We start from the raw sequence: 25518 nt of genomic DNA on the forward strand, positions 1-25518 counted from the left end.
TCGTAAATCAAAACTTCACCCTCACCCCCGCCAGGAAGTTCCTGGTGGCTTGGGGGTAATAAGCATTATAGGAGGCGACTTTGCCTTCGCTGATATAGGCGTAGGTATAGCCGTTCGATTCGTACAACTCGTTGAACAGGTTGTTGATCAACAGTGTGAAGGCAATTTCCTTAGCAAAGGTCGGTTTCAGCGTGTAAATAAACCGCAGATCGTTGACGAAATAGGGGTTTAATTTCCGGTCGGTGCTGCTGGTGTTGTCCAGAAACTGCCGCCCCACGTATTTCGATAACAGCCCGATTTCCAGGCCATTAACTGCTGTTAGCAACAACTGAGACCCCGCCACCACATTGGGCGAAAAAGCAATGTCGGTTTGGGTAAACTGACGCTTATCCTGCCCGGTGTCGGTGTCGAAGAACTGCGTGTAGTTCCGAATCTTGTTTTGGCTGAACGTGCCGTTTACGCTCCAACGCAATGTCTTGGTGAGCAACGTAGTGGCCTCCACTTCGACCCCGGCGCGGTAGCTGCTGGGTACGTTGATGCGGTTGAACGCGCCCACGTCGTTGATGGCCCCGTTGAGCACGAGTTGGTTCGTGTAGTCCATAAAATAGCCATTCACACTTAGGGCCACGCGGTTGGTGCGGGTTTTCACACCCGCTTCCCAGTCGTAGAGCGTTTCGGGCAGGGGGCGGCTGCCGGGTGTCGATTGCGTGTAGTCGTCGCGGTTGGGTTCTTTGTTGCCCACGCCAAACGAGGCATACGCCGTGGTGCGGTCGTTAACGGTGTAAGTCACGCCTGCTTTGGGGTTGAAAAACGTGAGCGAGGCTTGCTGCTGCACATTTTTTAGCTGGCTGTTGAAACCCAAAAACGAGTAGTTCACCTGCCGAACCTGTAAATCCACGAACGCATTCAGCTTTGGCGTAAACTGGTAAAAGGCTTTTCCATAGGCATTTACGTCGGTTTTGGAAGCATCGTCCTCGTAGTAGCGGAACGGTGTGGCGGGCACAAACTGCCCCGAAACCACTTCGCCATAGTGCTCGCCCGTGTACCGGTTCAGTCCCCCGCCAATGTTGGCCGTGAGCCGGTTTTTCGAGTCATAATCAAATGAGAAAACGGTGCCGTAGAAGTCGTTATCCAGCCACCGCCGACGCACCAGATTCGTCCGCGTCGTGACCGAATCGCGGATGACCACGTTGGGCAGGCCGTACTTGCTCAGCTTGTCATTTTCTTTAAACTCTTCGTAATAGCCCCGCCCTTTGGTGTAGAACAACGACACGTTGGCCCGCCAGTTTCGGCTTAGCTCGGTTGATGTAATCAGTTGGTACTGATCCTGTTGGTAATTATCGGTCTGGTTGGGATAGGTGAATTCGTTGTACCGCCGGTTTGTAGCCAGGATGTCTTCCGGTACGCCATTCCAGGCCTGATAGGTCTTCTCCTGCCCCGAAAACACGTTCAGCCGCACGAAGCTTTTCTGGTTGTAATACCCACCCGACACGTAAAACGATTTCAGATCCGACGCCGCCCGTTCGATATACCCATCCGACGCGATTTTCGACAGCCGGGCATCCACGACAAAGTGTCCTGACATAAGGCCCGTACCTGCCTGCACCGTGGCCCGGCGCGTGTTGAACGACCCGCCCGACAAGTTCACTTCGGCATAGGGTTCTTTCTGGAGGGCGTTGGTTTGCACGTTCACGCTCGCGCCGAAGGCCCCGGCCCCGTTGGTGCTCGTGCCCACGCCCCGCTGAATCTGCACGCTATTGACCGACGAGGCAAAATCGGGCATGTTCACCCAGTATGTCCCCTGCGATTCGGCGTCGTTGTAGGGAATACCATTGAGGGTAACGTTCACCCGCGTGGCATCGGACCCGCGAATGCGAATGCCCGTGTAGCCCACGCCCGCGCCGGCATCAGACGTGGTTACGACCGAGGGCGTGAAGTTGAGCAGCAAGGGCAGGTCCTGCCCCAGATTGAGTTTCACCAGGTCGCGCTTGGTCACATCGGTGTAAGCAATGGCCGATTTTTCGTTAGCCCGCGTGGCCAGCACTACTACTTCGTCCATAACCACTTCTGACCGGCGCAGGGTCAGTGTCAATGGTTCGGAAATGGGAACAACAACTGGCTGATCAATAGGCAGATAACCAACCAGTGAAGCGTGAAGCTGATATGTACCTGGCCGTAAATTGGTGAGCCGAAATGCCCCGCTGGCGTCGGTGTTGGTGCCTTTCAACGACCCGTCGAGCGTGATGGCCGCGCCGGGTAGTGTGCCGTCGGCATCACGGACGGTTCCCGAAAGGGTAAGCGATTGCGCCCAGGTGGGCAGGTGAAACAGGCTCCACAGCAGCAGTGTGGCAGCTATACGATAGGTCGTAGCGTTGGTCATGACGACAACGGTTTACGAAAGGCTAGGGGCCGGGGCCTATCTTGGTGAGAAAGAGAGTTTAAGGTTTAACGTTTGATGTTTAAAGTTGGCTTGCGCAGGCATATTTATTGCTCTCGCGCAAGCCAACTTTAAACATCAAACGTTAAACCTTAAACTGTTTTTACGTTCCCTTCGGCGGCATTACCCGCATCAGGTTCTATGGGTATAATCTCAGCCCGTTGTTATAAGGCACCCCTGTAAGATTAACGGCGCAAAGGTAAAGCGAAAGGCCGTCTAAATCTTAGTTCATCTGAATTAAAAGTTGCCTTGACAACCTATTTTGAAGCAACGTAACGAGTAACAGCTTCGCTGACCAACTGATTTAGGGAGACTCCTTTTTCTAAAGACCGCAGAGCCGCTTTTCGATGTAACTCCGGTTGCATACGTACATTGAATGTACCAGCAAATGCTTTCTCTGGTTTCTTACCAACAGCTTCACAGAGTATAACGTATTCATCCACAGATTCCCTAAATGCCTGTTCAAGCTCGTCTACGCTGCTGCCTTCAAAGGAGACCAAATCGACAATAAACTCAAGTTTACCGTGAAAAACGTGATCGTCAGCGCTATACGCAACGCTTCCTACAAAATCCTTATATGTCATCAAATTATTCATCGTCGCTCAAGTCTAATGTCATCAAAACCTGATCAAGAATATATCGTTTTACTGTGTTCTCAGGATGAGGTTTATGTAAACTGATAATCTGACCTGTTTTAACGTTTACGAACGCCCTGCGGCTTCCGCCCGTTTTTCCTTTTGTGCGTTCCTCAAATCCATGGTAAGCAAGCACTTTGACCAATTCATCCCACGTAAAGTCAGTGGGTTTTCTTAACAGACGAGCAATTAACTTGTCAATCTTGGTCATTATAGGATGGCCTTCTTTAGAACAAAGCAACTGATTTTTAGTTGCAAAACCGAGCGAAGGTGACACAAAAAATTTACCCGTTCATCCGCTCAAACATCATGTCTAGTTCAGCGCGCGACGACTGACTTAACTTTGCCGATATTTGATACGTAATCTCTTGACTATCAGTAGCTAATTGTTCCATCACGCTGTCGGCGTATTCATCCAGAGCTACACCAAACGAATGGTCGGTGCCGCCGAGGTTGGTGTGCACCGCCGGCGGAATGATCTCGATCACCTGCACCGGCGTGTGAGCCAACTGATGGCGTAGCGACTGCGTGTAGGAATGAATGGCTGCCTTGGTGGCACTGTAGATGGGAATCCGCGCTATGGGAGCAAATGCCAGTCCCGATGATACATTCATGATGACGGGGTTTGTCTGCTGCTGTAAATACCTGGTAAACAGGGCTACCAGGTGAATGGGTGCTTCGAAGTTAATGGCAATCTCAACGGCCCGGGTTTCCCAGTCTTCATCTGCCTCGCCAAGCTGTACTTCCCGCTGAATGCCCGCGTTGTTGAGCAGTACATTCAGGTGCGGAGCCTCGGTAATGGCCCACTCGAACAGCCGCTGACGTTCCGCAGGTTTGGCCACGTCGCAGACCAGCGTACGCAGACCGGGCAGGCGGTCGGCGGCGGTTTGCAGTTTGGTAGCATCCCGTCCACAGATCAGCACGGTGTTGCCCGCCGCATGGAATCGCTCGGTCAAGGCCAGGCCGATGCCCGCGCCACCACCGGTAATCAAAATCGTGTTTTGCGTAAGTTTCATGAAGTTCGTCTATGGTATATGTACTGATCGGATGTAGAGCTACAGGCGATGTCCACCCGACACTTCAATGCGTTGCCCATTGATCCAGTGGGCATCGTCGCTGCACAAGAACGCCACAACGCCGCCAATGTCATCGGGCAGCCCTACGCGGCCAAGTGCCGTTAGTTGGGCCAAATGCTTGTTAATCTCCGGGTTGTCGCGTACCACACCGCCACCAAAATCAGTTTCGATAGCACCGGGCGCTACCACGTTGACGGAAATGCCCCGGCTGCCCAGTTCCTGTGCCATGTAGCGCGAGAGCGTTTCAATAGCGCCTTTCATGCTGGCATAGGCCGCGTAGCCCACGCCTACAAACCGGGCCAGCCCCGTTGAGATGTTGATGATCCGTCCGCCGTCGTTCAGGTAGGGCAATGCCTTCTGCGTCAGAAAAAAGACGCCCTTGAAGTGGATGTTCATCAACTGATCAAAATCGGCTTCTTGGGTGTCGGCAAAAGTGGCGTACACACCCGTACCCGCGTTGTTGATCAAAAAATCGAAACGGTCAGTGCCGAAAGTGGTTTGCAGTGCGGTAGCCACTTCGCCAAAGAACGCGTCGAAGCGTGAAACATCGCCGGTATCCAGTTGCAGGGCGGCGGCTTTTTGACCAAGGGCCTCAATCTCGGCTACGGTGGCCTGCGCTTCGGTTTGATTGTTGTGGTAGGTCAGCAATACGTTGATGCCTTTTTTGGCCAGGCTGAGGGCCATGTTTTTGCCCAGTCCGCGGCTGCCGCCGGTAACGAGTGCTAGTTTGGGAGTTGCCATGTGTTAGACAATTGAGGGTGAATAAATACGCCACAAAGGTCTGCCCTACCCAAAGCCAGACTGTTGCAAGCATCAATCCGATGTTTGCAAAATTCAAATCAATCCCTTCACGCCCGGAAAGCCACCGGCGAAAGAGATGTCTGTTTTTTGAAGAAATTTGAAAAGTGCGCCACTTCGTCGAACCCAAGGCTGTAGGCAATTTCCGACACGTTCCAGTCAGTTTGTTTCAGTAGAATTTTGGCTTCCTGCGCAATCCGACTGCTGATGATGCTTGTGGTGGTTTTGCCTGTATGCTCCTTCAGCACCTTGTTGAGGTGGTTTACGTGAATGGCCAAGCGGTCGGCGTAATCCTTGGCCGTGCGCAAACTTAACTGCTGCTGCGGCGACTCAATCGGGAACTGCCGTTCCAAGAGTTCAATAAACAACGACGATACGCGCGCCGAAGCCGTATGGGTTGGATAGAGCGACGTGGCCGGTTGCAACTTCTGTCCGTAGTGTATTAATTCAACTACATAATTGCGCAGTAAGTCATATTTATGAACATAATCTGACCCTATTTCTTTCTGCATTTTGCGGAAGATATAGGCAATGTCTGCTGTATCGTCGTCTGTCAGCCCAAAAACGGGGTAACCTCCTGGTTTGAAAATGGGTAGCTCGTCGAGTACCACGCCGCTTTTAGCTTGTAGCAAAAACTCGTCGGTGAAGATGCAGAAGTAGCCGCCCGACTGATTGGCGTCGAGTGGTACATAATGATAGGGCACTTTGGGCGTAGCAAACAGTAGGGCATTTTTGTCAATGTCGATCACCCGGTCGGCATACTCGGCTCGGTTGCGTCCGCAGATCAGGCTGATCTTGTAGTAGGCACGGCGATTGTAGGGCATGCCCGGCTTTTGCTTCAGGCGTTCACGCAGATCATCTTGACTAAACACGTTGAAGTGCCCAATTTCTTTGTTGATGCCCTTTGGCAAGAGCGCCTGTAATTCGGTTTCCGACCCGAAGGCAATCTGCTGGTAAAAGCTTTCTACAGAGGTGATGTTCATAGCATGATCAGTTATAAAATTCAAATATAGCTTCTTTATGGCAAGCAGGCTTTTTGAGTAGCTGTTATCATTTCGGCCGGGCTTGTCGTACTTTGACCACATAATCCTGTTGTGCCAATGATTCGCCGCTACTCAACGTTAGTCTTTCTGTTGCTTGCCGCCTGCGCCCCGCGCTACAAAGGGCCGGTGACGGACCATTTCAATGGCAAAAAATTTGTCAACACCGGCCCACCCGTGGTGCGGCAGGGGGGACTGTTCAAGTGGCTGCTCCACCGCGACAAAGGCCCTTGGCTAGACAACCCCAATGCGCAGCCCGGACCCAAACCCCAAACCCGCATCTACGGCGACAGTCTGGTGGTCACGTTTGTAGGTCATTCCAGCTTCCTGTTGCAAACCGACGGCCTCAACATCCTGACCGACCCTGTGTGGAGCAACAAGATTGGTCCCACCAAATGGCTGGGTATCAAACGCCGCCGTCCGCCCGGCATCCGCTACGAAGATCTGCCGCCTATCGACGTGGTGATGCTGAGCCATTGCCACTACGATCACCTTGATTTACACACCCTTAAACGACTAGCTAAGGATTTCAATCCACTCATGGTTACGCCGCTGGGAGTGTCCTACCTACCTAAAAAAGTAGGCGGCAAAACCACCCGTGAACTGGACTGGAACGACACGCTGCGGGTATTGCCCAACCTGACCGTAACCGCCACTGAGGCCCGCCACTTCAGCAACCGCGGCATGGGCGACCGTGACCGAACGCTCTGGGCGGGCTATCTGCTTCATACCCGGTTTGGCACGATCTACTTCGCGGGAGACACCGGCTACGGCGATTTATTTCCCAAAATTGCCCAACGCGCCGCGCAAAGCCCATCTGGCCCCGTCAAGCTGGCCATGCTGCCCATTGGCTCTTACCGCCCCACGTGGTTTATGGCCCCGGTGCATATGTCGCCCATCGGGGCGGTGCAGGCCTTTTCCGACCTGGGTCGTCCGCAGACTGTGGGCATTCATTTTGGCACTTTCCAGCAGGGCGACGACGGCCTGTTTGAACCCCGCGATGACTTGACGGCTGAACTCCTGAAGCAAAAAATTCCCCTCCAACGCTTCACCGTGCCGGTAGAAGGGAAGGGGGTTGTTTATAAGTGATAAGTGCTGAGTGGTAAACGGTGAGTTTGCTTACGCTAGCGTAACTACTATGGCGTAAGCAAACTCACCGTTTACCACTCAGCACTTATCACTATTCTCTCACCGCTCCAGCTTAAACCCCACATCCACAGCCGGTTTCGTGGCGCCGTTGGCTACGCGCCAGGCGGTGAGGTACATCCAGCGGGTCATACGGGTGAGCTTGGCGTAGTCGATGCGGGCGGGTTCGTCGCGGGGGGTGTGGTAGTCGGGGTGCAGGAGCGTGGTGAAGCAAATAGCCGGGATACCCGCGCGGGCATAAGGCAGGTGGTCCGACCGGAAATACCAGCCTTCGGGGTGGTCGGGGCGGTCCCAGAGCGTGTCAAGTTTAAATTTCGTGTCGGCCCTATTGGCTTCCATCGCGTCGTTGACCAAGGCTATCGAGTTGCGGTGCGGCAGTTGCGACCCCAGCAAGGCGGCTGAATCGGGGTTGTTGCGGCCCATCATTTCGCCATTCAACACCGCCACAATGCTTGATTTGGGCACCATGGGGTGTTCCACAAAATACCGAGACCCCAGCAAACCGCGCTCTTCGGCGCCGTGGAAAACGATCAGCAGGCTGCGCTTGCCTGGTTTTTGCACAAACGCCCGGCCAATAGCCAGCGCCGCCGCGCAACCCGTAGCGTTATCATCGGCCCCGTTATAAATCGAATCACCGGCCACAGCCCGCCGAATGCCGTCGTGGTCCTGATGGGTGCTGATAAGCACATTTTCGTCGCGCAGTTTAGGATCAGTGCCGGGCAGTTTCGCCACAATATTCACCGACGGGTAGCTAAAGCTTTCTACGTTCACCACGTTGGTAAACTGTTGATTAGGCTGTTTCACCAGTGGCAACTTGTCGGCGGGCATCCAGAGCAGCGGCGCCTGCGAAAATACCCGCGTGTTGGGGCCACCCGGCAGGTCATACCGGCCCATTTCCATAGCGCTGCTCCACCAGTTATACACCGCCTGCGCCCGGTCGTCGGAGATAAAAATGGTGGCCACGGCCCCGGCTTTGACCAATTCGGCAGCGCGTTTGTTCATGGTGCTCAGCATAAACCGCCGGAAACTCAGATCGCCCGGTGGGTTGCCCGAAAACAGAATGGCCACCGCCTTCCCCTTCACGTCGACGTTGGCCATGTCGGCGGGGGTGCCCGTGCCGACGTACACTAGTGGGGCGTCAACCGAGGCAATGGCGGGGGCCAGGGCAATCACGTCGGGGCCGTAGGTAAAGGCTTTGCCGCCCAGCACAAACCGGCTCGTTTCGCTCACTCGGGTACGTTGGATGTGGAAAAACTGGAAGTAGGTGCCGTCATCACCAGCCGGTTGCAGGCCCATGGCCCGCAGTTGCTCAGCGATCCAGGCTGAGGCTTTTAACTCGTTGAGCGACCCCGCCACGCGCCCCTGAAAGTGGTCATCGGCCAGTTTATAGAGATCACGTTTAATGTCGGCCTCTTTAATAGCCTGCCGGTTGTCTGAAGGCACTTTTTGGGCAAAAACGGCGCACGAAGAAAGAGACAGTAGGAGAGCGGCCAGCCCAATACGTTGAGTAAGGTTGATCACAGAAACAGTCGGTTAGATGAAGAACGAAAGTAGCCTATTCTACATAAATGCAGTGATAAAGAAGGTATGATGTGGCTTTGCGAGTGTTGGCTTCGCGTCCGGACGCGAAGCCAACACTCGCAAAGCCACATCAGTAAAATAGGTTGACACACTGGTTATTAACTAAATCAGCATCAACGTGTAATGACCCTTCTAGCTGCATCGTTCTGGCTCTGGCAATTGCTGGGGCGGCTTCATCCGCTTATCGTTCATTTTCCGGTTGGGCTGCTATGCGTCGCGGGTTTGCTCGAACTGGTTGGGGCATTTCGGCGGTCGGGCGAGTGGCGGGCTGGTGTTCGGGCTATGGTCTGGATCGGAGCTGGTAGCGCGGTTGTGGCGGCGGCATTGGGGCTGCTGTTGGTCAATCAGGAAAGCTATACCGGGGCCACCGTTGCCACCCACCAATGGCTGGGTGTAGCTACCATGGCCCTCGCGCTCCTGACGGTCATTGCCCTGCAAGCAAAGCGTATCGTGCTGTACCGCAGCTTATTAGCCATAACCGTTATTGGCCTCAGCCTGGCCGGACATTACGGGGCCATGGTTACCCACGGCGACGATTACCTCAGCAGCGTGCTACCTTCCGGCCAGCCCGCCACCGCGCCCGCCGACCCGAAATTTGCCTTCGCCAGCACCGGTCAACCGCTTGATGCCAAGCAGGTGGCGCAGCTAAATCTAGACGTACGGTCTATTCTGGCCCACAACTGCTACAGTTGCCACGGGGCCAATAAAGTGAAAGGTGGTTTGCGGCTCGACAGTCGGGCGGCGGTGATGACAGGCGGCGACGATGGCCCTGTGCTGGTGGCCCATTTTCCCGAAAAAAGCGACCTCATTCGACGCGTGAAACTCCCCGCCGGGCACGACGATGCCATGCCCACCAAAGGCAAGCGACTGACCGATAGTGAGATCGCTTTGCTCGAATTCTGGATAAAACAGGGTGCGCCCTGGCCCAATGGCCCGGAAAAGAGCCTGTATCGTGTGGCTGCGCTGGAACCCCGTACTCCTGCTCTGCCCCCCGCCACCGCTGACTTGACAAACCCCGTCGACCGGTTTGTGAACGTGTATTTTCGGCAGCACCATATTGCCTGGAAAGCTCCTGTGGATGACCAGACGTACCTGCGCCGGGTGTATCTGGACGTGGTGGGGCTGTTGCCGTCGCCGGAGCAGGTAAGCGCCTTCACAGCCGATACCCGGCCTGACAAGCGGGAACGGCTGGTGCATGAGCTGCTAACCCGCGATGCCGACTACGCCCAGCACTGGATGACCTTCTGGAACGACGCCCTACGCAACGACTACACCGGCACGGGCTATATTACGGGTGGCCGGTTCGACATTACCAACTGGCTCTACACCTCGCTGAAGGCCAATAAGCCTTACAATCAGTTTGTTCGGGAGTTGGTTAGCCCCACCAAAGCGTCGGCGGGATTTATCAAGGGGATTCACTGGCGCGGCACGATCAACGCGAGTCAGAAAACCGAGATGCAGGCGGCCCAAAACGTGTCGCAGGTGCTGCTGGGGCTAAACCTGAAGTGCGCCTCCTGCCACGACAGCTTCATCAGCGACTGGAAACTGGCCGACGCCTATGCTTTCGCTAATGTGTTTTCCGACACGATTCTGGAGATCAACCGCTGCGACAAACCAACCGGAAAGATGGCCGACCGGAAAATTATTTTTCAACAGCTGGGTACCATCAACGGAAAGGCACCAACGGCTGAACGCCTTCGCCAACTGGCCGAGTTTATGGTGCAGCCCAAAAATGGACGGCTCTACCGCACGGTGGTGAACCGGGTGTGGGCGCAGGTAATGGGCCGGGGCCTAGTGGAACCCGTCGACGTGATGGACAACGAACCCTGGAGCCAGGATCTACTCGACTGGCTGGCCACTGACTTTGTGTCTAACCGATACAATATCAAGGCGTTACTGGCCCAAATCCTGACTTCCCGAACCTACCAGCTACCCACTGTTGGCGTAAAAGACCCGGATGCGCTGATGGCCCCCGGCTTTGTATTCACGGGCATGGTGCGCCGCCGACTCACCGCCGAACAATTTGCCGATGCTGTCAGCGCCGTGTTTACCCCGATCTATCCCGACTCGGCGGTGGTGACGACGCTTTTGCCCAGACAGATTGGGCGGGAGATGCCTTTTGCACGGGCCGTTTTCGTGAAAAATGACCCGTTCCTGACCGCGTTGGGTAGGCCCAACCGCGAAACCGTCAGCACCAGCCGGACGTCGCAGGCGAACCTGTTGCAGGCGCTGGAACTGACCAATGGTGAGCAGTTTAACAAAGCGCTCAGCCGCGCCGCACAGCAATGGAAAACAAGGTATCCGGCGGCAGATGTATTGGTTAAACAGTTGTATAAGAAGGCGTTAGCTCGTGAACCAACCTTAAAAGAGCAAGCAGTTGCCGAGCGAATTATTGGCGCACAACCGGGCACCGAAGGCGTTCAGGACCTGATTTGGGCTATCAGCCTGCACCCCGAATTTCAGTTGATTTACTGAAAAAGTACGGAACGCAGACGAGGCGGCCAATAGGAGAAAGCTTGTGCTTACTTTAGCCAAAACTTATGCGCAGAAATAGTAATGCCCGACTATAAAGAATCCATTATTTACCAGATCTACCCGCGCTCTTTTGCCGACGCTGACGGCGACGGCGTGGGCGATTTGCGGGGCATCATTGGCAAGCTCGATTACCTGGCCGATCTGGGCATCGACATCCTATGGCTTAGCCCCATTTTCCAGTCGCCAAACGCCGATAATGGCTATGATATTGCTGATTATGAAGCTATTATGCCGCAATTCGGCACTATGGCCGACTTTGAGGAACTGCTGGTCGGGGCGCACCAGCGCGGCCTAAACCTGATTCTGGACCTGGTAGTCAACCACAGTTCCGACGAACACCGCTGGTTTCAGGAAAGCCGCAGGAGCAAAGACAACCCGTATCGGGATTATTATATCTGGCGAAAAGAGATTAACAACTGGCAGTCGTTTTTTTCTGGCCCGGCCTGGAAATGGGATGAGCAAACGGGGGAATATTACCTGCATTTGTTCGCCGAAAAGCAGCCCGATCTCAACTGGGAGAACCCCCGGCTGCGGCAGGAGATTTACCAGATGATGCGGTTCTGGCTCGACAAGGGCGTAGACGGGTTTCGGATGGACGTGATTCCGTTCTTGTCGAAAGACCCCAATTTCCCCGATTACCCCGAAGGCCGCTTTGGCGACCTGACCATCCACGCCAACGGGCCGCGTATTCACGAATTCTTGCAGGAAATGTACCGGGAAGTGCTGGCGCATTACACCACTCATGACGGCAACAGGTTGATTACCATTGGCGAAGGCTTCGGTGTGTCGGCAGATGAGGCGAATTTGTATGTAGGCGACAACCGGCACGAGTTGGGCATGATCTACCACTTCGACCATGCTGTGCCGCGCGAAGAGTACCGCTTCATCGATCCTGCGCCGGAGTTCACGCTGCCGCAGTTGAAAGCCATCTTCAGCAAATGGAACACTGCGCTGCAAACGCCTGTCTCTGAGCATGGTACGGATTCGGGTGCGGGCTGGCAGAACGTTTATTTCGGCAACCACGACAACCCCCGCGTACTCAGCCGCTTTGGTGATCCCGACCGGTTTCATTACCAATCGGCTACGGCGCTGGCCACGGTGCTGCTCACTCAACGGGGTACGCCGGGCATCTATCAGGGCGACGAAATCGGCATGACCAACTGCCCGTTTACGAACATCGACGACTACGACGATATTCAGGTGCGCAACGCTTGGCAGGCACTGGTGGCACCCAACCCCAGCCTGGCCGATACATTTCTGACCACCGCCAACCGCATTGCCCGCGACCACGCCCGCACCCCCATGCAGTGGACGGGTGACTCACCGGACCGGCCGGGTGCAGGATTCACCACCGGCACACCCTGGCTGACGATCAATCCCAATACAACGGCTATTAATGTGGCTGCGCAACAAGCTGATAACCAGTCGGTTTTGGCTTACTACAAACGCCTAATTCACCTCCGCAAGCAGACCTCCGCCCTGCACCACGGCACCTACCGCGATCTGCTCCCCGATCACCCCACCGTTTGGGCGTTCGAGCGGGTACTGGATAAGGTTAGGTTCATTACCGTCGTCAATTTTTCGTCCGAAAACGTACTTGTTCCCGTAGGTGTAACTGGCAATCTGGTGCTGGGAAATTACGGTGACGAGCATAGTGAGCTACGCGCCTGGGAAGCGCGGGTGTTGGTTGGGGAGTATAGTTTGTAGTTTGTGGTTTGTAGTTTGTAGTTGGCTGACGCCTGGCCCCTCGACTGCGCTCGGGGTGACAGGTAACTAGATTCAAGCCATTGAGTTGATTCAAGGTTGTTGTCACCCCGAGCGCAGTCGAGGGGCCAGGCGTCAGCAAAACCACAAACCCCTCCCCTTCCTTAACTAAACTGATAATCAACGCCATACACCTGCGAGAGCAGGGTTTGGGGGCCGTCGATGATATGGGCGGCGTGGGGCAGTTTGGGGCTAACCGGCGACGAAGCAGCCAGATATTCTTTCACCACCGAATGCATGGTATCGGTGGTGTTTTGCCCGTCGCTCACGCCTTTCAGGCGGCACAGCATATCGGCGGGGTCTCCTTCGCGCTCACAGGCCGCGAGGGTGTAGATTCGGGCCGGGTCGAGGGATTGGCCACCGATGCGCACGGCCTGCACCCGCTCACCCGCCGGGGCGTAGGCCTTGAAGTCAACTTCCATGCCTTTGAAACGCACCACCCAGCCGCCCAGCCGTTTGGCGGCATCCTGCGCAAAGACATTTTGCAGTTCGCGCTCCAGCCAGTCAAGTATTTGTTTACCAGTGGCTTTGGCCGTTCGTACGCGGGCATCAACGGGCAGCATGTCATAGAGATAGCCCTCCGTGATGGCCACCCGCCCGTCGGGACCAGCGGTGCGCGGGGGGCAAAACCGGAACCCGTTAGACAGCACCACGTCGGACTTAATCTTCCATATCAGGGCATCGGTGATGAGCGTGTCGATGGTGTTTTCGACTACAAAATTGCGATAGAGCGGTTCAGTGCTGTAGCCCAGCACATGGTTAATGTCGGCTTTGTAAGGGGCTTCCAGCTGCTCCACCAATTGCTGCACGGCGGGGTTGGCGGGGTATCTTTTGGGGTCTACCTCCAGCAGTTCGTAGCGTTCGCTGGTTACTTTTCCATCTTTCACCGTGAGGTCGAGACGGCCGATAAACGAACCAAACGCGCCGGGTTCAACCACTTTGGCGTATTTGCCCTGAATAGGCTTGCGCACCCGTTCGTGCGTGTCGGCCCCGAAGATGTAGTCTACGCCCTCGGTGTCGGGGTGGTTGGCCAGGGCCAGTTGCTGCGACAGCCCCAGGTGCGCCAGCACAATCACCACAGCGCATTGCTCCTGGTTCCGCAGCACATCGACCCAGTATTTGATGCTCTCGTCGGGTTTGGTATACACGATACCCTTGCTGTACAGAGGCGACTGCCGAATGGGCACCAGCGGGTCGGTATAGCCCAGAAAACCGATTTTCACGCCCAGCCGGTGCATGGTCTGATAGGGCTGAAAGATCAGTTCGCCCTTTTGGCCGTCGCCCCGGTCGTGGTGCATGTTGGTACATACCTTGGGTGCCTGAAGCCCGCCTAGCAGGTGCTGCATGGCCTTTTTGTAATAGACCACCTCCCAGTTACCAGGCAAAAACAAATTATAATTAAGGGCATTGAGCAGCGGCACGAAGGCTTCACCCTGGGTTTTCACCGAGAGCATACTGCCCTGAAACATATCGCCGGTATCGACCAGCACCGTATTGGCCGGATTCTTCTGGCGGATGCTTTCGATAGCCGTGGCCAGGTGCGCGTACCCCCCCGTTTTGCGAAACGTAAGTTGATTCTTTTCCCAAAACAGCTCGTCGTGCGGGTGTAGCTGGCAATGCACATCGGTGGTTTGCAGGAGCGTAATGGTGCCACTACCCGGCCCTTGCTGCGCCTCTATCTCTGCCTTAACAGGCTGACTAACAGCCGATAATGGTATACCAGCCGAAGCGCCAGCCAGCAAACCCGTTTGTAGAAAAGATCGTCTGGTGGTCATGGGGGGTGGGGTTAGTAGCCAGCCTTGATATATGACCAGCCTTCTTCCTGCTTCATCACCAGCTCGGCCAGGCCGACGGGTACATACGAGGCTTGTTTCAGCATTTGTTCTTTGGTGAGCTTGCTGCGCCGCATCGAGTTTTCGCAGACGGCAAAGGCAATACCCTTTTCAGACAACACCTTAATCTCTGGCGATACCGTCGATTCGAGCCGCATGAAACCCAGCGCCCAGGCGTGAACCACCACCTCGATATTGGCCTTAGGCCACACCTCCAGCAGATTATTAAGCTGCCTCACCAGCGTACGGTGTACCACGGTGTCGGCCGAGGCCAGGTGGAACACAATCCGGTGTTGTTTAGCGTCGGGTTTGGTTTGTGCCAGTGTGGGTGTGGCCAGCAAAAACAGGCCAATAGAGAACAGAAACAGGGATTTTTTCATACGCGAGCCAGTCGGCGTTTAGCGGGGTTGACGAATTTATTTGTGGGCTTCCTTCCAGTCTTTGATGGGCTTAAACGGCCCGTACTTGTGTTGCTGTTCGCTGAATGGGTCGGTGTAGGGGCCAAAGGGATGGTCGAACGGCTTACCCGCCAGGTTGGGCCAGTCGCGGCTGATGTCGCCAGCGGGGCGGGGTTGTGAGTTGATGTAGGCGGCCAGATCCCAGGCTTCTTCGTCGGTGAGTTGCGGAGCTTCGTAGGTAGCACCCAGGGGCATGTTGTAGCGCACGTAGCCCGCCAGGTTCGACAGCCGGAATAGCCCCGCGCCCTGATTGTAACTGTGCGTTCCCCACAGCGGCGGGTAGGTGTAGCTCTTACCCCCCTCGGCCAGCACCCCCTCGCCGTTGGCCTGATGGCACACTTGGCATTTTTGAGTGTACAGGGTCAGCCCTTTGTCGGAGTTGGCGGGGCGAGACAGGCCTTTTAGTTTGAACAGGCCCGCCCCACGCGGAATCTGTTTAGGCGGCACATCGCTACCCAGCCATTTGATATACGCCAGGATGCCCCGCATTTCACGGCTGGTAGAGTCGAGCGGGCGACCGTTCAGGCTGCGTTGAAAGCAATCATTCACCCGCTTCACCTGATTTTCGACCGTGCCCGACCGCTCCCGAAACTTGGGGTAGGTGGCCTGCACCGCGCCGTAGTTATTGCCCCAGGGCTGCGTACCGGCATTCAGATGGCAGTTTTGGCAGTTCATACCATTCGACATCCGCATCACCGACCCCTTCGGCCCCAGGTAGTTGGCCGTGTGGGCGATCAGGTCGCGTCCATACCGAATCAGGGACTGCTGATTGGTTGGCAGCCGTTTTAATTGAGCTTCGGTTGGGGCGGTCCAGAGGTTTGTGAAATTAGAGTCTGGCGGCATTATCAAGGCAACAATTGGCGGAGTTGGCACAGCAGGTATCACTCGCCAGCCTACTAGCAATAAGCTTAACAGGCAAACCGACAAGCCAACGACGTATGTCAGGTCACGGAAGAATGGGTGCTTACCAGATAGCTTCATGTAGGCCGGGCGGAGTTGAACTACGAATGAACGAAAATCTCGCCTGATTGCCAGCCAATATCCTGTATTCGGCTCAATCAACCTAGCATACACTACTCCACCGTAGTGATCGATTTCCAGAGCGTCTTTGCGGCTGATTGCAGGAAACCGGGGCTTTCGGCTTTGCCCTCGCTTAGCTCAAGCTGGTAGCCGTCGGGGTCGGTGATGTAGATAACGGGTTTGCCAGCCAGGCCCACTTGCCGCGCCACAGCCGGGTTACGCTGGCGTAACTGCTGTTCGGCTTGGCGCAATGAACTCACTACCAATGCAATACGTGAATTAGTAGCACCAATGGCACCGCCGTCGGCACGGCCTTCGATCAGCCGGATCTGTTGTCCGCCACCTATATTAAACCACGCCTGACTGTTGGCTAACGCCGATGGAACCGCCACCGGCTGAAGGCCAAGCACCGTATTGTAGAAGGTCAGACTAGCCGACAGGTCTTTCACGGGCAGGGCCACGTAGGCGCACCGCAACACACCCAACCGCGACTGCGCCTGGGTTACGCTGACCAAAAAAAGCAACCCGATACTCAGTAACAGCCCTACGAATCGTTTCATACGTTTACACCCGGAAAAGCACGAATTACGAGTTGCTTTGTCAATCTGCCAAGTAGGTTGTTGATTCGCATACCTCGACATTCGTAACCGATACCGTTTAATTTTTTGCTTCATGCTTGACATCATCACGCCCGTTCACATCCGTACCCAAGAACGCGTGGCCGAAATTGCCTGGTTCTGCGACCTCTGTGGGGGCGATACCGAGTTCCTTGGCCAACTCGATCCCGACCGGCGCAGCAACTTCGACCACTGCCGAAACATTCTGTTAACGGCTGAACGTCAGGGTTTTAAAAACATATTATTGCCCACATCCTTCATTGTTGGGCAGGATCCGGTGGCCTTTGCCGCCGCCGTAGCCTGCCTCACGTCCGACATCAGCTTGCTCGTGGCGATCCGCACCGGCGAGGTGCATCCGCCCATGCTGGCCCGCGCCCTGAGCACGCTCGACCACCTGCTGAAAGGCCGACTGACGATCAATATTATTAATTCTGACCTGCCCGGCTACCGGGAAGATGCCGGTTTGCGGTATCAGCGTTGCACCGAGACCATCCAGATCTTGAAACAAAGCTGGGCCGGCGGCGACCGCATCATCCACGACGGACCGGTCTATGGTCAACTAAACCTGCCTGCTGCTCCGGCGACACCTTACCAGCAAAACGGCGGGCCGCTGCTCTATTTTGGCGGCATTGCCGACGGGGCTAAAGAAGTCTGCGCCCAGCACTGCGACGTGTTTCTGATGTGGCCCGAAGCCGAAGAAAGCCTGATGGCCACCATGCAGGACGTGTCGGCCCGCGCCGAACGCCACGGCCGGACGCTCGATTTCGGGTTGCGGGTGCACGTGGTGGTGCGCGAAACCGAGGCCGAAGCCCGCTCCTGGACCCGGCGTATGATGTCGAAGTTTGATCAGCAGCAGGCCGAAGCCCTCAAACACCGCGCGCAGGACAGCAAATCGCTGGGGGTGGTGCGGCAGGACGAGTTGCGCCAAACGGCTGATGATGAGGGTTTTGTAGAGCCGATTTTGTGGACGGGCATTGGCCGGGCACGGTCGGGCTGCGGGGCGGCGCTGGTGGGTACGCCTGACCAAATTTTAGCGCAGTTGAATCGTTACATGGACATGGGCATACGGTCGTTTGTGTTGTCGGGCTATCCGCTCATCGAAGAATCCGAATACTTTGGTCGGCTGGTGCTGCCGCATTTACCCAATGTTCGCCTCGGCGATTTACAAAATCGCCGACCAATACACACGCCCAAAACACCCCTTACATTTGGTGAGTTGACATATTAAGTTATTAGTCGTTCGGATGTTACTGATGACTTTTTCCATTTTCAACGAGAAAAGAATATGAAGAACCATCTGTCATTATTTCTGCTTTTTGCATTTATTACTGGCTGTGATCCAAAACCAAAAGAAGACACCACGTCGATGGTGGATACGATCTTTAACAACCTAGACAGTTCACGCATTGCCCCGAAGATTACCAAAAAGAAATCTGTTGATTATCAGGGCACTTATAAAGGAACGTTGCCATGCGCTGGCTGCTCAGGTATCAAGCTGGAAATAGATCTGAAGCCCGATTCGACGTATCGGATGATGACGATTTATTTAGGAAAAGACGACGAAAAACCAATTACCAAACAAGGCTCTTTTTCGTGGAACAAAGCCGATTCATTAATTACGCTCAATGGCGTTACTGACCAACCCAATAAATACCTTGTTGGCAACAATACTATTTCACAATTAGATATGGATGGCACTAAAGTATTAGGGCCATCGGCAAGGCGCTATATTTTGCGAAAAACGGAGTAGGACAATAAACAGAAGACTACTCCACCACATGCCCCACAAACTGGGCTGTATTGTCGAGCACCAGCCCGCCGCGCCGGAAGCCGAGGGCACACGCTTCGCCCGCGAAAAATACGCCGGCCTGGTACCGCTGACCTGCTGAGTCCTGCGGGAAATCGACATACTGCTGGTAGATTTTGGGGTAGTCGCCGTAATCGCCGTCTACTGTTGTGGTGGCCTCCCCATCGGCGTCGAGCAGACGGATATTAGCCCCCTCGCGCCCAAAAAGCACTTTTTCTACCGACGGCTGTCCGGCTAATGGCCGAATGTCAGTTCGGAGTAGCAGCGGGTGGTGGGGATATAACTCCCAAAGAACGGCCAGAATTGCTTTCGACTGGAACAGCAGCGCGTAGGCGGGGTTAATTACCACGGCCTTGCGTTGTTGCACAATCTGGGTCAGGATGTTGGCTAGTTCGGGTTCGTCGTGGGCGATGTATTCCCAGGGAATGAGCTTAAACCAGAAATCATAACGCGTGAATTCACCGTTGGCGAACTGGTAGATACCTTCTTCTGCCGAAAATTCTACCTCATCTACGTACGCAAATGCTACCTCAAAACCCGCCTCGCGGGCGGCTTCGCCCAGCAGGGCAATGTTGGTGTCGTCTTCGGGCGTATCGCGCATGGCCGAGAGTAGCAGCGTAGGCATTAAGTCGTCGTTCTGGCGTTTCAGTTCGGCAAACTGACTTACCAGCGTCTCAAATAAGCCGTTGAACTGCTGGCTGTCGTCCAGGCCATTAGCCCGCAAATGGGCATACTGCACCACCGCCGTTTCGGGCAGGCAGGTAGCCGTATCAGCGTTGAACTCGATGAGTTTAATCGCTTGATTATCAACACCACCGGCCAGGTCGAACCGACCGTAGAGCAAGATATTCCGGTCGTCATTCCAGGAGTGACGAATCAGCTCGACCAGGTTATCGGGAATACCCAGTTCGGCAAATCGGTTCTGATCGATCACCAGTTGCCCGGCGGCCACGAGCATCTCAAACAGGGTGTTTGCCGCGTCGGCAAAGGCATCTGCTTCGGCGGCAGTCACCACCACGGCTTCGTTGGTTAGGTAGGGTAGGGTATCGGTGCCCAGCATCCAGTCCCAGCCCAGGTTACGGAGCTGATTGGTAGGTGCTTGTGGTAATGAACGGAGAGTAAGCATAGGCATTGAGGGACTTAACACGTTTGAACGACCTTCTATTAAACTACTATGAGCATCTCCAATCGCCGCCAGTTTTTAGGTACGGCCACGGCCCTTATTAGCGGGACCGTGCTGACTTCGAGCAAAATTTTTGGCGCACCGGCCATCATCCGCCACCTCGACAAGCCCAATTCGCGCATCGGTGGGGTGCAAATTGGCACTATCACTTACTCCTTCCGCGACATGCCCGACCAAAGCGCCGAGGCTACGCTACAGTATGTGCTCGACAGCGGCATCAGTGCTATTGAACTTATGGGTGGCCCTGCAGAAAGCTTTGCTGGTGCCCCAAAAAACACCGTCGATATGCGCACGATGTTTCCGCTGATGCGCAAACGCTTTGAGAAACAGCCCCTCACCGATGATGAGCAAAAGCAACTGGCCGATGCCGACGCCCAAGCCAAGGCCTACCGAAGCGAACTGCAAAAGTGGCGGCTATCGGCTCCGATGAGCAAATTTGAGCAGGTACGTAAGCTGTACAACAACGCGGGTGTCACCATCTACGGTTTCAAGCCCGACGCCTTTGGTCTACAAAACAGCGACGCCGAGATCAATTACGGCATGGCAGCGGCAAAGATGCTGGGGGCCAATCAGGTAACGGTAGAACACCCCGGCAACGATGCCCAAACCCTGAAACTGGGGCAGATGGCCCAAAAGCACGGCATCCGGGTGGGGTACCACGGCCACGAACAGCAAACGCCCACCTTCTGGGATACGGCCCTGGCGCAGTCGCCGGGCAACGCTATGAACCTCGACTTGGGCCACTACATCGCCGCCGGACAACCCGACCCGCTGGGACTGATCCGGCAAAAGCACGACCGCATTTCGAGTATGCACATCAAAGACCGGCAGAACCCCGCCCACGGCAAAGGAAACCTTGCCTGGGGGCAGGGCGACACCCCGCTGACCGACGTGCTGAAACTCATGCGCGACCAGAAATACGCCTTCCCCGCCACCGTCGAGCTGGAATACAAAATACCGGAAGGGTCTACCTCTGTGGCCGAAGTGAAAAAATGCGTAGACTACTGCCGGAAGATTCTAGGGTGAGTTTACGGTTTGCTGTAAACTTCAAACTTATCCCCCAAACCCCCGACCAAATCCACCACCCCCACTGCGGCCACGGCTGAAGAAGCCGCTGCGGCCACCGCTGGGGCGGCTGGTAACCACCCGCGACGAACGAACCGACTCGCCCACGCCACGCGAGCGGCTATAAAGGCTGTTGTTTGCGTAAACTCCTGAGCTATAACGTTGTTCGTTGTAGCTGGGTGTGCGGTTACGGCCAATCATGTAGCCCAGACCACCCCACAGCAAGGCGTTGGCCAGGCCATTGGAATGGTGCTGCCCATACTGGTTGGGGTTGTTGAAATACTCGCGGGTCGAGGGGTCACTCTGCACCAGTTTCCGCGCTGCTTCCACGCCAAGGGTATCTGAGTGGCCATCTTTGTAATTGACAATGGCCCCTGATTGGCTGGGATCGGCTTCCACTTCGTCCGTAATTTTAAACTGGCTGGGCGCAGTTTCGGTGATTACCGACCGAACGCCTTTTTTGTAGGTCACGGTTTCTTCGGCCGTGCCGTCGCCGTAGTCGCCCTCATCGCGGCTACCGCAACTTTGCAACATGGTGGTGCCACCCAGCAGGGCCAAGGTGAGGGTGGTGCCGAGGGTAATGTCTTGTACCCGCCGGATAAGCGAGTGTCGACGAATGGAAGTCATGGTGTTTGCAGAGCAGGTTTAGTAGGTTAAACGTCAGGGACTAACGAGAGGTTGCAGGAATGGGACAAACGGGAGGCAGGCCTGTTGTACGGACTATTATTTGGCCTTCTGCAATTAAATAGTCAACTTACTTTACTTATCATATTGTAGAAAGGTACGATCTCTTTATGCCTTTCTTTCTGACGCTTATGTGGATCGTTAGGCTTGCGCTCGAAAAGAAATATACCATCGCAGTGATGGCCCTGTTGATACTGATTATGGGCACGGTGGCCAGTTTACAAATGCCCACCGACATCTTCCCGCGCATCAATATCCCCGTGGTCACGGTCATCTGGGGGTACACGGGCCTGTCGACCAACGAGATGGAGAAGATGGTCACCAACTTCTCGGAAACATCGCTGATTAACAACGTTAGCGACATTCAACGCGTTGAATCTCAGACATATAATGGCACGGCGGTCATCAAACTCTACTTCCAGCCCACGGTACGGATTGAGGAAGCGCTGGCGCAGGTGGCGGCCATTTCGCAGACCATTATCGTGCGGATGCCGCCGGGTACCCAGCCGCCGCTGATCGTGCGCTACAACGCCACCGACGTGCCCGTACTGCAACTCGGCCTCTCGTCTGACAGCCTCACCGAACCCCAGATTACCGACTACGCCGCCACGCGTATCCGCCCACAGATTGCCACCGTACCCGGCAGCCGCCTTTCGCAGCCCTTCGGCGGGCGCACCCGGCAGATCATGGTCGACCTGGAGCCGGAACAACTCATTGCCCACGGCCTCACGCCCGAAGACGTCACCAACGCTGTTTCGGCCCAAAACCTGACTCTGCCCAGCGGCATGCTGCGCCTGGAAGAGCGTGAGTATCCTGTGCGCCTCAACAGCAAACCCGACGTAATTAGTACCCTCAACGACCTGCCCGTGAAGGTGGTGGGCGGCAGCGTAGTACACATGCGCGACGTGGCCAACGTTCACGACGGGGCGGCCGTGCAGGCCAACGTGGTGAAACAAGACGGCAGCCGGGGGGTGCTCATGAGCATTGTGAAAACGGGAAATGCCTCGACTACCAAAGTGGTCGACGAAATCAAAAACCGCATTCTCCCCACCATCCGGGCTTCGGCACCGGCAGGCCTGCGCATCGTAGACCTTTTCGATCAGTCGGTGTTTGTGCGGGCTTCTATCAAAGGGGTGTTGCTGGAAGGCATCATTGCGGCCCTGCTCACGGCGGCGATGATTCTGCTGTTTCTGGGCAGCTGGCGCAGTACGCTCATTGTGGCCACGTCGATTCCGCTGTCTATTCTGGCCTCGCTCACAACCCTCTACCTGCTGGGCGAAACCCTCAACATCATGACCCTGGGCGGGCTGGCGCTGGCCATCGGTATTTTGGTAGATGATGCCACGGTGACGATTGAAAACATTCACCGCAACGAAGAGCTGGGCCTGCCCCTGCGCGAGGCCATTCTGGAAGGTGCCGCTCAAATCGCCACGCCCACGCTGGTAGCCACGCTCACGATCTGTATCGTGTTTGTGTCGGTACTGTTTCTGGAAGGTCCGGCGCGGTTTCTGTTTGGCCCGCTGGCTATGGCCGTGGTGTTTGCCATGATCGCCTCCTACATCCTCTCGCGGACACTCGTGCCCATGATGGCCGACCTGATGCTGCGGGGGGAGAAGCATGGAGCAGAGAGCGGGGGGCATGGGGCGGAGAGCGGGGAGCTAAGGGCAGAGGGCGGAGAGCCAACAGGCATTACTCCAAGCTCCAAGCTCTCTGCTCTTCCCTCTCCGCCCCCTGCCCCTAACTCTTCGCTCTACGCCCGTTTCAACCGTGGATTCGACCGGTTTCAGGCGGGGTATATGGGGGCGCTGGCGTGGGTACTGGTGCATCGAAAAACGGTGCTGGCCCTGTTTGTGGGTGTGGTAGCATTTACCTTGGCGCTGATTCCGTTTGTGGGTCGCGACTTTTTCCCGCACGTCGATGCCGGGCAAATAAAGCTGCACATGCGCGGCCCGGCGGGTACGCGGCTGGAAGAAACCGAGCGGCTTGCGGCTGAAACAGAGGCCATTATCCGCGAAACAATTCCTGAACACGACATCCAATCGGTGATCTCGAACGTGGGGCTGACGGCCGAACGGTACAATTTTATTTTCACCGACAACGCCGCCGCCGGGGCGGGTGATGCCGAACTGCTCATTTCGCTCAGCGAGGATAAACAGCGCCCTACCGACGATTACGTCCGCGAACTGCGCAGTCGCCTCCGCGACGACATGCCCGAAGAGACATACTTTTTCCTGGCTGCCGACATCGTGAGTCAGATTCTGAACTTCGGCCTCACCTCGCCCATCGACGTGCAGGTGAGCGGGTTCGACCGGGGAAATAACCTCAAGATTGCCCGCGAAATGCAGCAGCGCATCGCCCAGATTCCAGGAGCCGTTGACGTACACCTGCATCAGGTGCTCGATGCCCCCGAAATCTTCCTCGACGTTGACCGTGAACGGGCCGGGCAGTTTGGCCTGACCGAACAGCGCGTGGCCACCAACCTCAATATTTCACTCAGCGGCACGGCCCAGGTTCGTCCCAACTTCTGGCCCGACCCCGTCACGGGTTTCCCCTACCTGATTGCCGTGCAAACCCCACCCTACAAGCTGGACACCTACGATAAACTGCTGCGCACGCCGCTGATTTCGAGCCAACAAGCCATGCCGCAGCTACTAAGCAACGTGGCTACCGTAAAGCGCACCACCACGCCGCAGATCATCAATCGGGTGAACACTCAACCCACCTACGACGTCTACGCCGCCGTAGAGCACACCGATCTGGGATCGGTGGCGGCCGAGCTAAACAAGCTGGCTAAGGAGTATGAACCACAGCTAAAACCAGGCAACAAAATTTCGATCCGGGGGCAGGTAGAGAGTATGGAGAGCGCGTTCAGCCGACTGGGCATTGGTATCATCTTCGCGGCGGTGCTGGTGTATTTGCTCATGGTGGTCAACTTCCAGTCGTTTCGGTATCCGTTTATCATCATCACGGCCCTGCCCGGTGCGCTTTGTGGCATGGTCTGGATGCTGTTTCTGACCCACACCACGTTCAGCATTCCGTCGCTGATGGGGGCTATCATGAGCGTAGGCGTAGCTACGGCCAACAGTATTCTGCTGGTGAGTTTCGCCAAAGACCACCTGCCCGACGTAAACGGCAACGCCCATGAGGCCGCCCTAGAAGCAGGCCGGACGCGCCTGCGGCCCATTCTGATGACCGCCATTGCTATGATTATCGGCATGTTGCCCATGTCGCTGGGCCTGGGCGAAGGGGGTGAGCAAAACGCGCCGCTGGGCCGGGCCGTCATTGGCGGCTTGCTGCTGGCCACGTTTACCACCCTGCTATTTGTGCCCACCGTATTTAGCTATCTGGTGAAAAAGCCGAACGCCTGAAAAACGCGTTTATAGGCGTTGGCGATCTTCCCCTCAACACAACAAACCAAACCAGCGTACTATCATGGAAAAAGTAATCAAAACAGACGACGAGTGGCGGCAGATCTTGACGCCCGAACAGTTTCGGGTGGCCCGGCAGAAAGGCACCGAACGACCTTACACGGGTGAATACTGCGAATCAAAAGAGCCGGGCATCTACGCCTGCGTCTGTTGCGGTACGGAACTGTTCGAGTCGACAACCAAATTTGAGTCGGGAACGGGCTGGCCAAGCTTCACGGCCCCGCTGGTGGAAGACCGGGTTCGGCTGGAAAAAGACTATAGTTACGGCATGTACCGCGTGGAAGTGTTGTGTGCTATTTGCGATGCCCATTTAGGCCATGTTTTCGACGATGGCCCACCACCAACGGGCTTGCGCTACTGCCTGAATTCAATATCTTTGGTATTACAACAATCCTGAGTTTGATCCAATTAC

At 55.6% G+C, this 25518-nt stretch carries 21 protein-coding genes and 1 riboswitch; of the genes, 8 read left to right on the forward strand and 13 right to left on the reverse strand.

Annotated features, from left to right (window positions below; translation table 11 throughout):
• Positions 1-7: 7 nt before the first annotated feature.
• From J2I48_RS17355 to J2I48_RS17380, 6 genes are all read right to left on the reverse strand, one after another.
• Entirely contained in the window at positions 8-2380 is a 2373-nt protein-coding gene (locus J2I48_RS17355) for a TonB-dependent receptor (protein ID WP_207336745.1), read from the reverse strand.
• A 148-nt stretch (positions 2381-2528) separates the two neighbouring features.
• Positions 2529-2625: riboswitch (TPP riboswitch) on the reverse strand.
• Between the two features lie 69 nt (positions 2626-2694).
• On the reverse strand, positions 2695-3033 hold the full coding sequence (locus tag J2I48_RS17360) for a type II toxin-antitoxin system HicB family antitoxin (RefSeq protein ID WP_207336746.1): 339 nt from the start codon (positions 3031-3033) through the stop codon (positions 2695-2697).
• Positions 3026-3349, reverse strand: coding sequence for a type II toxin-antitoxin system HicA family toxin (locus J2I48_RS17365; protein WP_310587284.1), 324 nt, complete (start codon positions 3347-3349; stop codon positions 3026-3028). The genes J2I48_RS17360 and J2I48_RS17365 overlap by 8 nt, the downstream gene beginning before the upstream one ends.
• A 7-nt stretch (positions 3350-3356) precedes the next feature.
• Positions 3357-4088 (reverse strand): SDR family oxidoreductase, encoded by a 732-nt coding sequence (locus J2I48_RS17370; protein ID WP_207336747.1) that lies wholly within the window; start codon positions 4086-4088, stop codon positions 3357-3359.
• Positions 4089-4127: 39 nt separating this feature from the next.
• On the reverse strand, positions 4128-4889 hold the full coding sequence (locus J2I48_RS17375; protein ID WP_207336748.1) for an SDR family oxidoreductase: 762 nt from the start codon (positions 4887-4889) through the stop codon (positions 4128-4130).
• A 107-nt stretch (positions 4890-4996) separates the two neighbouring features.
• On the reverse strand, positions 4997-5929 hold the full coding sequence (locus J2I48_RS17380; protein ID WP_207336749.1) for a helix-turn-helix domain-containing protein: 933 nt from the start codon (positions 5927-5929) through the stop codon (positions 4997-4999).
• A gap of 117 nt (positions 5930-6046) precedes the next feature.
• On the opposite strand from J2I48_RS17380, the gene J2I48_RS17385 reads away from it, so the two are divergent.
• Positions 6047-7075 carry an MBL fold metallo-hydrolase gene (locus tag J2I48_RS17385; protein ID WP_207336750.1) on the forward strand — a complete coding sequence of 343 codons (1029 nt, stop codon included), beginning with the start codon at positions 6047-6049 and terminating at the stop codon, positions 7073-7075.
• 99 nt (positions 7076-7174) lie between these two features.
• On the opposite strand, the gene J2I48_RS17390 is transcribed toward J2I48_RS17385, so the two are convergent.
• A complete protein-coding gene (locus J2I48_RS17390; RefSeq protein ID WP_207336751.1) occupies positions 7175-8653 on the reverse strand; it encodes a M28 family peptidase in 1479 nt (492 codons plus the stop codon).
• A 183-nt stretch (positions 8654-8836) separates the two neighbouring features.
• Between J2I48_RS17390 and J2I48_RS17395 the strand changes: the two genes are divergently transcribed.
• The gene (locus tag J2I48_RS17395) at positions 8837-11188 is read left to right on the forward strand and encodes a PSD1 and planctomycete cytochrome C domain-containing protein (protein ID WP_207336752.1); all 2352 of its coding nucleotides are present in this window, start codon (positions 8837-8839) and stop codon (positions 11186-11188) included.
• An 81-nt stretch (positions 11189-11269) separates the two neighbouring features.
• A complete protein-coding gene (locus J2I48_RS17400; RefSeq protein ID WP_207336753.1) occupies positions 11270-12955 on the forward strand; it encodes an alpha-glucosidase in 1686 nt (561 codons plus the stop codon).
• Positions 12956-13116: 161 nt separating this feature from the next.
• Here the strand turns inward: J2I48_RS17400 and J2I48_RS17405 are convergent, their stop codons facing one another.
• The 4 genes from J2I48_RS17405 to J2I48_RS17420 form a co-directional block, all read right to left on the reverse strand.
• On the reverse strand, positions 13117-14787 hold the full coding sequence (locus tag J2I48_RS17405; RefSeq protein ID WP_207336754.1) for a bifunctional metallophosphatase/5'-nucleotidase: 1671 nt from the start codon (positions 14785-14787) through the stop codon (positions 13117-13119).
• An 11-nt stretch (positions 14788-14798) separates the two neighbouring features.
• The gene (locus J2I48_RS17410) at positions 14799-15224 is read right to left on the reverse strand and encodes a DsrE family protein (protein ID WP_207336755.1); all 426 of its coding nucleotides are present in this window, start codon (positions 15222-15224) and stop codon (positions 14799-14801) included.
• A gap of 36 nt (positions 15225-15260) precedes the next feature.
• Positions 15261-16145, reverse strand: a complete 885-nt coding sequence (locus J2I48_RS17415) for a c-type cytochrome (RefSeq protein ID WP_229376411.1) — start codon at positions 16143-16145, stop codon at positions 15261-15263.
• A 230-nt stretch (positions 16146-16375) separates the two neighbouring features.
• Positions 16376-16882: a VOC family protein gene (locus tag J2I48_RS17420; protein ID WP_207336757.1), complete on the reverse strand. Its 507-nt coding sequence runs from the start codon at positions 16880-16882 to the stop codon at positions 16376-16378.
• A 112-nt stretch (positions 16883-16994) separates the two neighbouring features.
• On the opposite strand from J2I48_RS17420, the gene J2I48_RS17425 reads away from it, so the two are divergent.
• Both J2I48_RS17425 and J2I48_RS17430 read left to right on the forward strand, forming a co-directional pair.
• Positions 16995-18167 carry an LLM class flavin-dependent oxidoreductase gene (locus J2I48_RS17425; protein WP_207336758.1) on the forward strand — a complete coding sequence of 391 codons (1173 nt, stop codon included), beginning with the start codon at positions 16995-16997 and terminating at the stop codon, positions 18165-18167.
• Between the two features lie 57 nt (positions 18168-18224).
• Positions 18225-18689, forward strand: a complete 465-nt coding sequence (locus tag J2I48_RS17430) for a copper resistance protein NlpE (RefSeq protein ID WP_207336759.1) — start codon at positions 18225-18227, stop codon at positions 18687-18689.
• A 16-nt stretch (positions 18690-18705) separates the two neighbouring features.
• On the opposite strand, the gene J2I48_RS17435 is transcribed toward J2I48_RS17430, so the two are convergent.
• Entirely contained in the window at positions 18706-19872 is a 1167-nt protein-coding gene (locus J2I48_RS17435; protein ID WP_207336760.1) for a glutathionylspermidine synthase family protein, read from the reverse strand.
• Between the two features lie 48 nt (positions 19873-19920).
• Here J2I48_RS17435 and J2I48_RS17440 point away from each other — a divergent pair, with 48 nt between their 5' ends.
• Positions 19921-20955, forward strand: coding sequence for a sugar phosphate isomerase/epimerase family protein (locus J2I48_RS17440; protein ID WP_207336761.1), 1035 nt, complete (start codon positions 19921-19923; stop codon positions 20953-20955).
• Between the two features lie 27 nt (positions 20956-20982).
• Here J2I48_RS17440 and J2I48_RS17445 read toward each other — a convergent pair whose 3' ends face one another.
• Positions 20983-21621: a Cj0371 family chemotaxis-regulating polar lipoprotein gene (locus tag J2I48_RS17445; RefSeq protein ID WP_207336762.1), complete on the reverse strand. Its 639-nt coding sequence runs from the start codon at positions 21619-21621 to the stop codon at positions 20983-20985.
• Between the two features lie 188 nt (positions 21622-21809).
• Here J2I48_RS17445 and J2I48_RS17450 point away from each other — a divergent pair, with 188 nt between their 5' ends.
• Together J2I48_RS17450 and msrB are read left to right on the forward strand one after the other, a co-directional pair.
• On the forward strand, positions 21810-25046 hold the full coding sequence (locus J2I48_RS17450) for an efflux RND transporter permease subunit (RefSeq protein WP_207336774.1): 3237 nt from the start codon (positions 21810-21812) through the stop codon (positions 25044-25046).
• Positions 25047-25107: 61 nt separating this feature from the next.
• On the forward strand, positions 25108-25503 hold the full coding sequence (gene msrB, locus J2I48_RS17455) for a peptide-methionine (R)-S-oxide reductase MsrB (protein WP_207336775.1): 396 nt from the start codon (positions 25108-25110) through the stop codon (positions 25501-25503).
• Positions 25504-25518 lie beyond the last annotated feature (15 nt).

The sequence above is a fragment of the Fibrella aquatilis genome (genome assembly GCF_017353255.1).
In the GTDB taxonomy this organism is placed as follows: Bacteria; Bacteroidota; Bacteroidia; order Cytophagales; family Spirosomataceae; genus Fibrella; species Fibrella aquatilis.